This window comes from Nonomuraea sp. NPDC049655, assembly GCF_044465465.1.
Lineage (GTDB): Bacteria > Actinomycetota > Actinomycetes > Streptosporangiales > Streptosporangiaceae > Nonomuraea.
Window position 1 is genome coordinate 63401 of record NZ_JBITLS010000010.1, and the last position, 13212, is coordinate 76612.

Annotated in this window: 12 protein-coding genes; 3 read left to right on the forward strand and 9 right to left on the reverse strand. The window is 71.3% G+C overall.

Annotation, left to right across the window (positions count from 1 at the left end):
- The 6 genes from alaS to ACIBQ6_RS30005 all read right to left on the reverse strand — a co-directional run bounded on the left by alaS (window position 1) and on the right by ACIBQ6_RS30005 (window position 6087).
- Window positions 1–2673 carry an alanine--tRNA ligase gene (alaS, locus tag ACIBQ6_RS29980; RefSeq protein WP_387665143.1) on the reverse strand — a complete coding sequence of 891 codons (2673 nt, stop codon included), beginning with the start codon at window positions 2671–2673 and terminating at the stop codon, window positions 1–3.
- 22 nt (window positions 2674–2695) lie between these two features.
- Window positions 2696–2926, reverse strand: a complete 231-nt coding sequence (locus ACIBQ6_RS29985; protein ID WP_352327836.1) for a hypothetical protein — start codon at window positions 2924–2926, stop codon at window positions 2696–2698.
- The gene (locus ACIBQ6_RS29990) at window positions 2923–3297 is read right to left on the reverse strand and encodes a DUF948 domain-containing protein (RefSeq protein WP_352327837.1); all 375 of its coding nucleotides are present in this window, start codon (window positions 3295–3297) and stop codon (window positions 2923–2925) included. The genes ACIBQ6_RS29985 and ACIBQ6_RS29990 overlap by 4 nt, the downstream gene beginning before the upstream one ends.
- Window positions 3298–3493: 196 nt before the next feature.
- Window positions 3494–4243, reverse strand: a complete 750-nt coding sequence (locus tag ACIBQ6_RS29995; protein WP_397215968.1) for a hypothetical protein — start codon at window positions 4241–4243, stop codon at window positions 3494–3496.
- A gap of 32 nt (window positions 4244–4275) precedes the next feature.
- Window positions 4276–5577, reverse strand: a complete 1302-nt coding sequence (locus tag ACIBQ6_RS30000) for a replication-associated recombination protein A (RefSeq protein WP_364340872.1) — start codon at window positions 5575–5577, stop codon at window positions 4276–4278.
- 9 nt (window positions 5578–5586) lie between these two features.
- Window positions 5587–6087: a hypothetical protein gene (locus tag ACIBQ6_RS30005; RefSeq protein ID WP_397165450.1), complete on the reverse strand. Its 501-nt coding sequence runs from the start codon at window positions 6085–6087 to the stop codon at window positions 5587–5589.
- Between the two features lie 169 nt (window positions 6088–6256).
- On the opposite strand from ACIBQ6_RS30005, the gene ACIBQ6_RS30010 reads away from it, so the two are divergent.
- Window positions 6257–7144 (forward strand): peptidylprolyl isomerase, encoded by an 888-nt coding sequence (locus ACIBQ6_RS30010; RefSeq protein WP_358285774.1) that lies wholly within the window; start codon window positions 6257–6259, stop codon window positions 7142–7144.
- Between the two features lie 59 nt (window positions 7145–7203).
- Here the strand turns inward: ACIBQ6_RS30010 and aspS are convergent, their stop codons facing one another.
- From aspS to ACIBQ6_RS30025, 3 genes are read right to left on the reverse strand one after another with little or no spacing between them, the layout of a single operon-like run.
- On the reverse strand, window positions 7204–8940 hold the full coding sequence (aspS, locus tag ACIBQ6_RS30015) for an aspartate--tRNA ligase (protein ID WP_358285771.1): 1737 nt from the start codon (window positions 8938–8940) through the stop codon (window positions 7204–7206).
- A complete protein-coding gene (gene hisS, locus ACIBQ6_RS30020) occupies window positions 8937–10196 on the reverse strand; it encodes a histidine--tRNA ligase (RefSeq protein ID WP_358285769.1) in 1260 nt (419 codons plus the stop codon). Before hisS ends, aspS begins: the two co-directional genes overlap by 4 nt.
- Window positions 10196–10873 carry an MBL fold metallo-hydrolase gene (locus ACIBQ6_RS30025; protein ID WP_364340882.1) on the reverse strand — a complete coding sequence of 226 codons (678 nt, stop codon included), beginning with the start codon at window positions 10871–10873 and terminating at the stop codon, window positions 10196–10198. Before ACIBQ6_RS30025 ends, hisS begins: the two co-directional genes overlap by 1 nt.
- Before the next feature lie 123 nt (window positions 10874–10996).
- Here ACIBQ6_RS30025 and ACIBQ6_RS30030 point away from each other — a divergent pair, with 123 nt between their 5' ends.
- Together ACIBQ6_RS30030 and ACIBQ6_RS30035 are read left to right on the forward strand one after the other, a co-directional pair.
- Window positions 10997–11884 (forward strand): peptidylprolyl isomerase, encoded by an 888-nt coding sequence (locus ACIBQ6_RS30030; protein ID WP_352361441.1) that lies wholly within the window; start codon window positions 10997–10999, stop codon window positions 11882–11884.
- A gap of 62 nt (window positions 11885–11946) precedes the next feature.
- Window positions 11947–13176, forward strand: a complete 1230-nt coding sequence (locus ACIBQ6_RS30035; protein WP_397215971.1) for a DUF349 domain-containing protein — start codon at window positions 11947–11949, stop codon at window positions 13174–13176.
- Window positions 13177–13212 lie beyond the last annotated feature (36 nt).

Consider the following 13212-nt stretch of genomic DNA (forward strand, 5'->3'; position numbering starts at 1 on the left):
TCATCCGATCTGCTCGCCGATGGCCTGTTCGACCAGGCCGAGCGCGTCGCCGATCGCCTCGGGCCGCGTACCGCCGCCCTGCGCGACATCGTCCTTGCCGCCACCGCCACCCCCAAGAGCCTTGGCGGCGACGCCGACCAGCCTTCCGGCCTTGAGCCCCCGCTCGCGCCCCGCCTCGTTGACCGCGGCGACCACCACGGGCCGGTCGGAGGGGGCGCCGGCGATCACCACGACCGCCGGCCGGTCGGCCGGGAATCTGCCACGCACATCAAGCGCGAGCTTACGCAGGTCGTCGGCGCCGGTGCCATCAGGCGCGCGGTGTGTCACCACGGAGACTCCGTGCAGGTCACGGGCCTGGGACGCCAGCTCGCCGGCCACCTGGAGCACCTGCGCCGAGCGGACCTTCTCCAGCTCCTTCTCGGCGGTGCGCAGGCGGGTGACGATGCCCTCGATGCGCTCGGGCAGCTCCTCGCGGCGCGCCTTGAGCTGCTCGGACAGCTGGGCCACCAGCACGCTCTCGCGGGCCAGGAAGCGGAAGGCGTCGATGCCGACCAGCGCCTCGACCCGGCGCACGCCCGCGCCGACCGACTGCTCGCCCAGCACCTTGACCAGGCCGAGCTGCCCGGAGCTGTGGACGTGCGTGCCGCCGCACAGCTCGCGCGAGTAGTCGCCGATCTCGACCACGCGGACCTCGTCGCCGTACTTCTCGCCGAACATCGCCAGCGCGCCCATCGCCCTGGCCTCGGCCTGGGAGGTGTAGAACGCGTTGACCTTGAGGTCGTTGATCAGCACCGCGTTGACCTCGTCCTCGACGTCGCGCAGCACGCTGGCCGGGACGGCGCCCGCCGCGGTGAAGTCGAAGCGGAAGCGGCCCGGGGAGTTCTCCGAGCCCGCCTGCGCGGCCGTCTCGCCCAGCGCGTTCTTGAAGCCGCGGTGGACCAGGTGGGTGGCGCTGTGGCTGCGCGAGATGGCCCGGCGGCGCTCGACGTCGATCTCGGCCTGCGCCTCGTCGCCCGCCTTCAGCTCACCGCTGCGGACCTTGCCGCGGTGGACGATCAGGCCCTTGAGCGGCGACTGCACGTCGAGGATCTCGACCTCGGCGCCCGCCGTGCGGATGACGCCCTGGTCGGCGAGCTGGCCGCCGCCCTCGGCGTAGAACGGGGTGCGGCCGAGCACGATCTCGACGGTCGTGCCCGCGCCGGCCGCCGGCACGCTGACGCCGTCGACCAGGATGCCGACGACGGTGGTCTCGGCCTCGGTCTCGTCGTAGCCCAGGAAGTCGATCTTGCCGGCCTTCTCCAGCAGGTGGCCGAAGACCGAGATGTCGGCGTTGCCGGTCTTCTTGGCCGCCGCGTCGGCCTTGGCCCGCTGCCGCTGCTCCTTCATCAGGCGGCGGAAGCCCTCTTCGTCGACCTTCAGTCCCTGCTCGGCCGCCATCTCCAGGGTGAGGTCGATGGGGAAGCCGTAGGTGTCGTGGAGCTGGAAGGCCTGGTCGCCCGAGAGCGTCGAGCCGGACTTGCGCTTGGTCTCCTCGACGGCCACGTCGAAGATCGCGGTGCCGGTGCGGAGGGTGCCGAGGAAGGACGTCTCCTCGGCGTCGATGACCGCGTGGATCTGCGGCGCGTCGACCTTGAGCTCGGGGTACTGCTCGCCCATCACGTTGATCGCGACGTCGGTCAGCTCGTGCATGTAGCGCTCGTCGCCGGAGCCGAGCAGGCGCAGGTTGCGCACCGAGCGGCGCAGGATGCGGCGCAGCACGTAGCCGCGGCCCTCGTTGCCGGGCATGACGCCGTCGGCGACCAGCATGGTGCCGGTGCGCACATGGTCGGCGATCACGCGCAGGCTCACGTCGGCGCGGTGGTCGCGGCCGTAGCGGGTCTTGGTGAGCTCGGCCGCCTTGTCGAGGATCTTGTAGGTGGTGTCGATCTCGTAGAGGTTGTCGACGCCCTGCAGGATCGTCGCCATGCGCTCCAGGCCCATGCCGGTGTCGATGTTCTTGGCCGGCAACTCGCCGGAGATGTCGAAGTCGACCTTGGTGCGGACCTGGCTGAGCTGGTACTGCATGAAGACGAGGTTCCAGACCTCTAGGTAGCGGTCCTCGTCGGCGACGGGGCCGCCCTCCTTGCCGTACTCAGGGCCGCGGTCGTAGTAGATCTCCGAGCAGGGGCCGCCGGGGCCGGGCACGCCCATGTGCCAGTAGTTGTCCTCCAGGCCGCGGCGCTGGATGCGGCTCTCGGGCACGCCGACCTTGTTGCGCCAGATGTCGTAGGCCTCGTCGTCCTCAAGGTAGACGGTGGCCCACAGCCGCTCCTCGGGGAAGCCGAAGCCGCCGTCGGACTCGGACCTGGTGAGCAGCTCCCACGCGAACGGGATCACTTCGGACTTGAAGTAGTCGCCGAAGGAGAAGTTGCCGAGCATCTGGAAGAAGGTGGCGTGCCGGGTGGTCTTGCCGACCTCTTCGATGTCGGGCGTGCGCACACACTTCTGCGCGGTGGCCAGCCGTGACGCCGGAGGCTTGCGCTGCCCCAGGAAGTACGGCTTGAACGGCACCATACCGGCAGGAACCAGGAGTAGCGTGGGGTCCTCAGCGATCAGGCTGGCCGAGGGCACGACCTTGTGCCCACGCTCCTCGAAGAAGCGCAGGAAGCGGCGGGCTATCTCTGCCGACTCCATTGTGGCCATCCTTTGCTGGTAGTCAGTTGTCGATTTCAGCGTTGTCGAGCCCGAAGCGCGCCCGCAACTGGGTTTCGCGCTCGGCGGCCTCGCCTAGCGCGTCAGAGGTAAAGTCTCTCACCCGCGCGAGCATCCCCGCCGCGCCGTCGGCGGTGCGCCGCACGACGTGGGTCGGGTGCAGCGCCTGCAGCCTGCGCATCACCCAGAAGGCGAGGAACGCGCCGAGCGAGAGGTAGAACAGCCGTCTGATCACCGGGACCGCCTCACCCGGGCGGGCCTGCGGGCCTCGATGGCGCGCCGCACGCCGTAGCCGAGCGACGACACCTTGATCAACGGGCCGGTGAAGATGGTCTGCGTCACCGCGCTGAGCTTGGCGGCGTGCGCGCTGACCTGCTTGACGTCCTGGGCGATGGCCTCGACGGCGACGAGTTGCCTGTTGGTCTCGTTGACCGTGACGCTCACGTCGTCGAGCAGCGGCACCAGGCGGTTGTTCAGGTCGGAGACCGCCTTGGTGGTCTCGGTGAGCAGCCTGGCGAGCTTGACGAGCACCATGGCGAGAACGCAGACCAGGACAATCCAGCCCGTGGCCGCGATCAGCCCGGCGACCTCTCCAGCGGTAAGCATCCGCTCATCTCCCTCGTACGCTGGGCCGGAACGGCATGAACCCTATCGCGTCCCGGCGACAAGGTTAGTGAGGAAAACGGGCCGGATCCGGCGGCGAGGCCACCTGCGGACACTTCCGTGACCGATCACATGCCGCTCCGACCAGGCGTTCCGCCGCCCGGCCCGCCTCTTGTCACGCCTCCTGTCACGCCTCCTGTCACGCCTCGGGGACGCGGGCGAAGGCGCGTACGGGAACCCGCCCGACGCCCTCCTGGAGCGGCGGCGCGGCCGTGAACACGGCGCCGGTGGGCGGCAGCCGGTCGAGCCCGGCCAGCCGCTCCACGACCGGCACGCCCGCCGCCAGCAGCACGTCAAGAGCCGCCGACCCCCCGACGCCGTCGAGGCCGTCGAGGCCGTCGGCGTCGGTGCCGACCAGGGACGCGCCGCGCCCGGCCAGCCACGAGGCGGCCTCCGGGGTGAGCCGCCCCCCGCCGGGCGCGCCGGTGTGCAGCAGCACCGCCCTGCCGCGCACGTCGAAGGCGGCCAGCGCGCCCACGCCGATCTCCCGCGCCTCGGCGCCCGCCACGCGCACCACCACGGCGGGCAGTTCGGCGGTGCGGGCCAGAGGCAGTCCGGTCAGGTCGCCGCCGGGCGCCACCAGGTACGTGCCGCCGTCGGCGGGCGGGCGGGCCAGCTCGACCAGCGCTCCCCCGGCCGCCGGCGCGGCCTGCGCGGCGCGGTCGGAGGGCCCTCCCCTGGTGCCCTTGTGCGGCTCGGCGAAGATCTCGACGTTGTCCAGCTCGACGCCGTCGGTCATCAGCAGGCCGAGCGAGGCCACGAACAGCGCGGCGATCTCGTCCTCGGCGGCGTCGGGGCCGGGCAGGTCGACGCGGAAACCGTGGACGGCGAGGTCGCCGCCGTTGCCGAAGGTGATGCGGGCGTCGAAGCTCGCGCGGTGGTCGGTCATGATGGCGCTCAATCTAGCGCGGCGGGCAGGGCTCAGGAGCCGCGCAGGAAGTCGCGGATCCGGGCCCAGCGGTCGGCCACCGGGGCCTCGGCGCCGTGCCTGGTGGGCTCGTAGTAGCGGCGGTCGCGCACCTGCTCGGGCGCGTAGTCCTGGCGCACCAGGCCGTGGTCGAAGTCGTGGGGGTACTTGTAGCCGCCGCCGTGGCCGAGCTTGGCCGCGCCCGGGTAGTGGGCGTCGCGCAGGTGGCCGGGGACCTGGCCGATCAGGCCCTTGCGGACGTCGCCGACCGCCGCGCCGATGGCCTTGACGACCGCGTTGGACTTGGGCGCCATCGCGCAGTGGATGACGGCGTGCGCCAGGTTGATCTGCCCCTCGGGCAGCCCGATGAGCTGCACGGCCTGGGCCACGGCCACCGCCGTCTGCAGGCAGGTGGGGTCGGCCATGCCGACGTCCTCGGAGGCGAAGATGACGATGCGGCGGGCGATGAAGCGCGGGTCCTCGCCGGCCTCGATCATGCGGGCCAGGTAGTGGAGGGCCGCGTCGGCGTCGGAGCCGCGCATCGACTTGATGAACGCGCTGATGACGTCGTAGTGCTGGTCGCCCTGGCGGTCGTAGCGCACGGCCGCCTTGTCGGCGGCCTTCTCCACCACCTCGACGGTGATGTCGTCGGCCAGCAGGGCGGCGGCCTCCAGGTAGGTCAGCGACCTGCGCGCGTCGCCGCCGGCCAGGCGCACCAGGTGGTCGAGGGCCTCGGGCGCGAGCCGGGCCCGCCCGCCCAGGCCGCGCGGCTCGGCCACCGCGCGCTCCAGGACCGCGCGCACGTCGTCGTCGGACAGCGACTCCAGCGTGAGCAGCAGCGAGCGGGACAACAGCGGCGAGATGACCGAGAAGTACGGGTTCTCGGTGGTGGCGCCGATGAAGGTGACCCAGCGGTTCTCCACCGCCGGCAGCAGCGCGTCCTGCTGGGCCTTGTTGAAGCGGTGGACCTCGTCGACGAACAGCACGGTCTGCCGGCCGCTCATGCCCAGCTCGCGGCGGGCGTTGTCGATGGCGGCGCGGACGTCCTTGACGCCGGCCGAGACGGCGGAGATCTCGACGAAGCGGCGCTTGGTGACGTTGGAGACCACGTAGGCCAGGGTCGTCTTGCCGGTGCCGGGCGGGCCCCACAGGAACAGCGACATGGGGGCCTCGCTCTCGACCAGCCGCCGCAGCGGGGTGCCGGAGCCCAGCAGATGCCGCTGGCCGATCACCTCGTCGAGGGTGCGCGGGCGCATCCGCACCGCGAGGGGTTGCGGGGTGGCCTCCTCAGCCGCCGAATCGAACAGGCTATCCACAACGCGAGATTACACGCCGGTCAGACCCGCCGCGGCCCACACGGCCCTGGCCCCGGAGTCGCCCGCCCGGAAGCAGAAGTAGCCCGCCACGGCGGCCAGGACGACCGTCAGCGCCGACAGCGCCAGCGTGACGGGCCTGCCGAACCGGTCGCGGGTGAGCGAGCCGCGCGCGGGGGTGGTGGCGTACACCAGGGCCAGGCAGGCGGCGGCGAGCCCGGCCGCCGACAGCAGCAGCGGGGTCGCGAAGCCCTCGTGGACGGCGACCCGCGCGCCGAGCGGGCCCTCCACGCCGGTGAAGCGGGCCCGCTTGAGGCTCTCCCCGCTCTCCTTGGCCGCCAGGACCGCCACGGGGGCGGCCACGGCCAGCAGCACCACCGCCCACGCCGTCACGGCCCGCACGCGAGGCGCCAGCGCGTACGCCCCGCCCACGAGGACGAGCAGCGGCGTCAGCACCACGGCGAGGTGCACGATCAGCGGATGGGCCGGCAGGCCGAGGATCTGGTCGAACACGGTCACTCCTTGGAGGGCTCACCTGGACTACGTATCTACCGGTGAAATGGTTCTCTCCTCACTTGCCCCACCCTGCGGCTTCCGCCACTTACGCCCGGCACATATCGGAGGCCGGTAGCATTCGCGGAGTTGTTTGGTCATGTGTCGGCAAAGATGAAGGAGACAACCGGTGAGCGGCGACGACCGCCAGAGCGAGCTGGCCCGGGAGCACAAGGAGCGGCAGGCGAGGCGCGCGGCCGAGCAGACCGCCAAAGCCAGGCGGAACACCTTCATCGGCGCGGGCGTGGCCGTCGTCGTGGTGGCGGGCGGCATCTTCGCCGCGACCACCCTGATGGGCGACGACCAGAAGACGGCCGCGGCGGCGAGCACGCCCTCGCCCTCCGCCAGCACCAGCATCCCCGCGCCGACGTCGCTGCCCAGCACCACGCCGCCGAAGCAGGCGGGCAAGGTGTCGTGCACCTACAAGCGGGACGAGTCCGCGCCCAACAAGTTCGTCGGCCTGCCGGGCAAGCGGCCCAACCTCAAGCTCAAGACGATGACCGTGAGCACCAACCACGGCGACATCGTGATCGACGTCGACGCGAACGCGACCCCGTGCTCGGTCAACTCGATGGCGTTCCTGGCCAGGAAGGGCTTCTACAACAACACCAAGTGCCACCGGCTGGTGACCCCGGAGACGGCCGGCCTGTTCCTGCTGCAGTGCGGCGACCCGCAGGCCAAGGCCGACGGCAGGAACCCGACCGACGGGCAGGGCACGGCCGGCTACGTGTACGCCGACGAGGCCGTCGGCATGCCCTACACCAAGGGCGTGGTGTTCCTGACCCAGCCCGACGGCGCGTCGGGGCAGAACAGCAGCCAGTTCGCCATCTCGCTGTCGGACGAGAACGGCCAGCTGGAGCCGCAGTACTCGGTGCTCGGCATGGTCCGCTCGGGCCTGGAGATCATCGAGAAGGTCGCCAAGGACGGCGTCATCGTCAACGGCGACGACATCGTGGGCGACGGCGGCTCGACCGCGCCGAAGAACCCGATCATCATCAAGCGCGTCACCGTGCGGTAGCACGCGCAACACGACGGCGGGCGCCCCCCTGCGAAAGGGGGGCGCCCGCCGTCGTCGTGTCAGGCCTCGGACTTGGGCTGGGCGTCGACGCCCGCCTCCTTGCGCTGGTCGGCCGTGATCGGCGTCGGCGCGCCGGTCAGCGGGTCGAAGCCGGAGGCGGTCTTCGGGAACGCGATCACGTCGCGGATCGAGTCGCCGCCGGACAGCAGCATGCAGATCCGGTCCCAGCCGTAGGCGATGCCGCCGTGCGGGGGCGGGCCGTACTTGAACGCCTCAAGCAGGAAGCCGAACTTGCTCTCGGCCTCCTCCTTGGAGATGCCGAGCACGTCGAAGACCCGCTGCTGCATCTCGGCCCGGTGGATACGGATCGAGCCGCCGCCGATCTCCATGCCGTTGCAGACCATGTCGTAGGCGTAGGCCAGGGCCTCGCCCGGGTGGTCCTGGAAGTTGTCGGCCCATTCCGGCTTGGGGCCGGTGAACGGGTGGTGCACGGCCGTCCAGCCGCCCTCGCCGTCCTCCTCGAACATGGGGGCGTCGACCACCCACAGGAACGACCACTGCGACTCGTCGATCAGGCCGCAGCGGCGGCCGATCTCCAGGCGGGCCGCGCCCAGCAGGTCGCGGGAGGCCGAGCGGGCGCCGGCGGCGAAGAAGATCGCGTCACCGGGGGCGGCGCCGACCTTGGCGGCCAGGCCGGACAGCTCCTGCTCCGACAGGTTCTTGGCGACCGGGCCGCCGAGCGTGCCGTCCTCCTGGACCAGCACGTAGGCCAGGCCCTTGGCGCCGCGGCTGCGGGCCCACTCCTGCCAGCCGTCGAGCTCCTTGCGGGTCTGCGAGGCGCCGCCCGGCATGACCACCGCGCCGACGTAGTCGGCCTGGAAGACGCGGAAGGAGGTGGCCGAGAAGTAGTCGGTCATCTCGACGAGCTCCTGGCCGAAGCGCAGGTCGGGCTTGTCGGAGCCGTAGCGGGCCATGGCGTCGGCGTAGGTCATGCGCGGCAGCGGCATGGGGATCTCGTAGCCGAGGATCTCCCGCCACAGGCGGCCGACCAGCTTCTCGCCGACCTCGATGACGTCCTCCTGGTCGACGAAGGACATCTCGACGTCGATCTGGGTGAACTCGGGCTGGCGGTCGGCCCGCAGGTCTTCGTCGCGGTAGCACTTGGCGAGCTGGTAGTAGCGCTCCAGGCCGGCGACCTGGAGGAGCTGCTTGAACAGCTGGGGCGACTGCGGCAGGGCGTACCAGTTGCCGGGCTGCAGGCGGACCGGCACCAGGAAGTCGCGCGCGCCCTCGGGGGTCGAGCGGGTCAGCGTCGGGGTCTCGACGTAGACGAAGCCGAGCTCGTGCATCACCTCGTTGGCCAGGTAGGTGGCCTTGGAGCGGGTGCGCATGGCGGCGGCGACCTGCTGGCGGCGGATGTCGAGGTAGCGGTACTTGAGCCGGGCCTCCTCCGACACGCCGACGTTGCCCTCGATGGGGAACGGCAGCGGCGCGGACTCGCTCAGCACCTCGACCCGCTCGGCCACGACCTCGATCGCGCCGGTGGGCAGCTCGGGGTTCTCGTTGCCCTCCGGGCGCACCCTGACCTGGCCGACCACCTGCACGCAGTACTCGGCGCGCAGGTCGTGGGCGTGGTCCTCCTCGCGGAAGACCACCTGCGCCGAGCCGGAGGCGTCGCGCAGGTCGATGAAGACAACGCCGCCGTGGTCACGGCGGCGGGCCACCCATCCTGCGAGCGTCACCTGCTGCCCGGCGTGCTCCTCACGGAGCGACCCGGCCGTATGCGTGCGGATCACTGCACTTTCCCTTTCAAAACGTCGGCGACCTGGGCCAGCGGCACCTGGGTCTGTTCTGCGGTGGTCAGGTCCTTCAGTTGCACGGCCTCGGCCGCGAGGTCTCGCTCGCCCAGGATCAGCGCGAAGCGGGCGCCGGATCTGTCGGCGCCCTTCATCGCTCCCTTGAGCCCCTTGCCGCCGAAGGCCATGTCGGCGCTGACGCCCGCCTCGCGCAGCTCGGAGACGAGCAGGAACATGCGGCGGCGCGCGTCGTCGCCCAGCGGGACACCGTACACCTGGACGCGGCCCGGCGCGGCCTCGCCGAGCAGACCCTCGGACTCCATGGCCAGGTACGTGCGGTCGGCGCCGAGCGCCCAGCCGACACTGGGCAGCGGCGGGCCGCCCAGCATCTCGCTGAGCCCGTCGTAACGGCCGCCGCCGCCGACGGCCGACTGGGAGCCGAGCCCGCCGTGCACGAACTCGAACGTGGTGCGCGTGTAGTAGTCGAGCCCGCGCACCAGCCGGGGGTCGTCCTCGAAGGCCACGCCCGAGGCGGTCAGCAGCGAGCGGACCTCCTCGTGGTAGGCCTTGCAGGCCGCGCACAGGTGGTCGACGACCAGCGGCGCGCCGGTGAGCTGGGCCTGCACCTCGGGCCGCTTGTCGTCGAGCACCCGCAGCGGGTTGATGTCGATGCGGGCCCTGGTCTCCTCGTCGAGGTCGAGCCCGCGCAGGAAGTCCTGGAGCGCGGCCCGGTAGGCGGGGCGGCAGTTGCGGTCGCCGAGCGAGTTGAGCAGCAGCCTGACCTGGCGCAGGCCGAGCGAGGCGAAGCCGCGCGCGCCGAGCAGGATCAGCTCGGCGTCGAGCGCCGGGTCCTCCGAGCCGAGGGCCTCGGCCCCGACCTGCCAGAAGTGGCGGTAGCGGCCCTTCTGGGCACGCTCGTAGCGGAACTGGCTGCCGGAGTACCACAGCTTGACCGGGAGCTGGCCGTTGTGCAGGTTGTGCTGGAGCACGGCGCGCACGACCGAGGCGGTGCCCTCGGGGCGCAGGGTCAGCGACCTGCCCGCCTTGTCGGGGAAGGTGTACATCTCCTTCGACACCACGTCGGTGGACTCGCCCACGCCGCGCTTGAACAGCTCGGTGTCCTCGAAGACCGGGGTCTCGACGTAGCCGTAGCCCGCCTGCCGCAGCGGCGCGGCCAGTGCCTCGCGCACGGCCAGGATGGCCTCGGAGCTGGGCGGCAGCCAGTCGAAGGTGCCTTTGGGTGCTTGGAAGCTCATTAGATCCCTCGTGTGGGACCGGCCTGCGGCGCCGCTTCCTTCAGGTAAGGGTTGGTGGCGCGCTCGCGGCCGATCGTGGTCTGTGGTCCGTGGCCCGGCAGGACGACCGTATCGTCAGGCAGCGGCAGGCACTTGGTGGCCAGGCTGCTCAGGATGGTCGCGTAGTCGCCGCCGGGAAGATCGGTGCGGCCGATGGAGCCGGCGAACAGCAGGTCGCCCGAGAACATGATCTCGTCGCCGGGCAGCCGGAAGCTCACCGACCCCCTGGTATGGCCCGGGGTGTGGTCGACCACGAGATCGAGGCCCGCCAGGCTGAGCGCGGCGCCGTCGGACAGCTCGCGCACGTCGTCGGGCTCGCTCAGCCTGATGTCGCCGAACAGCGAGACGCCGCCGCCCCAGCCGGCCGAGGGGTCGCTCAGCAGGTGGCGGTCGTCGGGGTGGATCCACGCGGGGACGTCACGCGCGCCGCAGACGGGGGCGACCGACCACACGTGGTCGAGGTGGCCGTGCGTGAGCAGCACCGCGACCGGCTTGAGCCGGTGCTCGCGCAGCAGCTCGTCGACGCCTTCGGCCGCGTCCTGGCCCGGATCGACGATCACGCACTCCTCGCCGGCCGCGGGCGCGACGACGTAACAATTGGTCTGGAGGGCCCCTGCGGGGAAGCCTGCGATGAGCATCTGCCTCAGGTGATCTCGTCGAAAAGCCAATGGGAATGTAACCGAAGGGTACCGGTGCGGGTCGCCGGGCTGCGAATCATTACCCATTGGCCGATACGATTCGCCCACCTCAGTTGATTGACTATGGGAGGCAAAGCGGTGGCCACGGGCAAGGACCGGCAGAAGCAGCTGGCACGTGAGCACTACGAGCGGCAGATGCAGCGCCGCATCGAGCGCGAGCAGAAGGCCAAGCGCACCGCGATCATCGGCTCCACGGTCGGCGTGGTGGTCGTGGTGGGCGGCATCGTGGCCGCGGTCGCGCTGCTCGGCGGCGGCGACTCGACGACCGAGGCGTCCGCCTCGCCCTCGGCCTCGGCCCCGCAGGACACCGCGTCGGCCGCGGCCAGCACGGGGCCGAAGCCGTACAACGCGGCGACCGGCACCTGCGACTACGTCAAGGAGGCCGCCGGCGGCCAGGTCAAGGACGTCGGCATGCCGCCGGCCAAGGTCAAGACCGAGCCGGCCAAGAAGACGATGACGCTCGCCACGAACCTGGGCGACATCGTGGTCGAGCTCGACAACGCCAAGGCGCCGTGCACGACCAACTCGCTGGCCTTCCTGGCGAGCAAGAAGTTCTACGACGGCAGCAAGTGCCACCGGCTCGGCAGCGACAAGTTCCCCATGCTGCAGTGCGGCGACCCGACGGCCAAGGCCGACGGCAAGAGCCAGGACGGCGCGGGCGGCCCCGGCTACGTGATGGCCGAGGAGAACCTCCAGGGGGCCACGTACAAGCGCGGCACGGTGGCGATGGCGAAGACCTCGGCGCCGGGCAGCACGGGGAGCCAGTTCTTCCTCGTTTACGGCGATCTCGGACTCACCCCGGATTACACGCCGGTGGGTACGATCACCAAGGGGCTCGACATCCTGGACAAGGTGAACAAAGCGGGCGTCATCGCTGACATGGGAGATGGGACCGGAGCACCGAAGCAAACCCTCGAAATCAAAGACGTGACAATCGCCGGCAAGAGCTGACGTAATACAAACTAGGGACGAAGTAGTCCCGAAGGGTCTGATGGATAGTGCGGGAGGACACGGTGAGCACCGACCCGTGGGGCCGGGTAGACGACGACGGCACCGTCTACGTGCGTACGGCTGAGGGAGAGCGGGCCGTCGGCTCCTGGCAGGCCGGTGAACCCGAAGAGGCACTGGCCTACTTCCATCGCAAGTACGACGAGCTGTCCGGCCAGGTACAGCTCCTCGAACAGCGGGTCAAGGGCACCGACCTGGCGCCCGCGCAGGCCGAGGCGAGCATCGCCAAGCTGCGCGAGGCCGTCGCCGACGCCCACGCCGTGGGCGACCTGGCGGCGCTGACGGCCCGCCTCGACGGGCTGACCGAGCTGGTCGGCCATCGCCGCGAGGAGGTCAAGGCCGCCCGCGACCAGGCGCGCGCCGAGGCCAGGGCGGTCAAGGAGCGCATCGTCGCCGAGGCCGAGCGCATCGCCGACGAGACCACCCACTGGAAGTCGGGCGGCGAACGGCTGCGCCAGCTCGTGGAGGAGTGGAAGGCCGCCGACCGGATCGACCGGGTCACCGAGGCAGCGCTGTGGAAGCGGCTGTCGGCCGCCCGCACCGCCTTCGCCAAGCGCCGCAAGCAGTACTTCGCGGGCCTGGACGAGCAGCGCGAGGGCGTCCGCTCGGCCAAGGAGCGCATCGTCGCCGAGGCCGAGGCCCTGGCCGGCTCCACCGACTGGGGCACGACCGCGGCGATCTACCGCGAGCTGATGCAGCAGTGGAAGACCGCCGGGCGCGCCTCGCGCGAGGCCGAGGACGAGCTGTGGGGCCGCTTCAAGGCCGCCCAGGACCAGTTCTTCCAGGCCCGTTCGGCGGTCTTCGCCGAGCGCGACGCCTCGCTGGCGGCCAACGCCGAGGTCAAGGAGGAGCTGCTGGCCGAGGCCGAGAAGATCCTCCCGGTCTCCGACGCGCGCACGGCCAGGGCGGCGCTGCGGCACGTCCTGGAGCGCTGGGAGGCCGCCGGACCGGTGCCGCGCGAGCAGCGCGACCGGCTCGAAGGCGGGCTGCGCAAGGTCGACGAGGCCGTGCGCAAGGCCGAGGACGCCGAGTGGAAGCGGTCCAACCCCGAGGCCAGGGCCCGCGCCCAGAGCACGGTCGACCAGCTGCGCGCCTCCATCGAGCAGCTGGAGAAGCGGCTGTCCAAGGCGCAGGCCGCCGGCCGGGCCAAGGACGTCAAGGAGGCCGAGGAGGCGCTGGTCGCCCGCCGTTCGTGGCTGGAGGAGGCCGAGCGCACGCTGACCGAGTTCAGCTGAACCGATCTTCGGAAGGCGGCCGGGGTCCTACGCTGA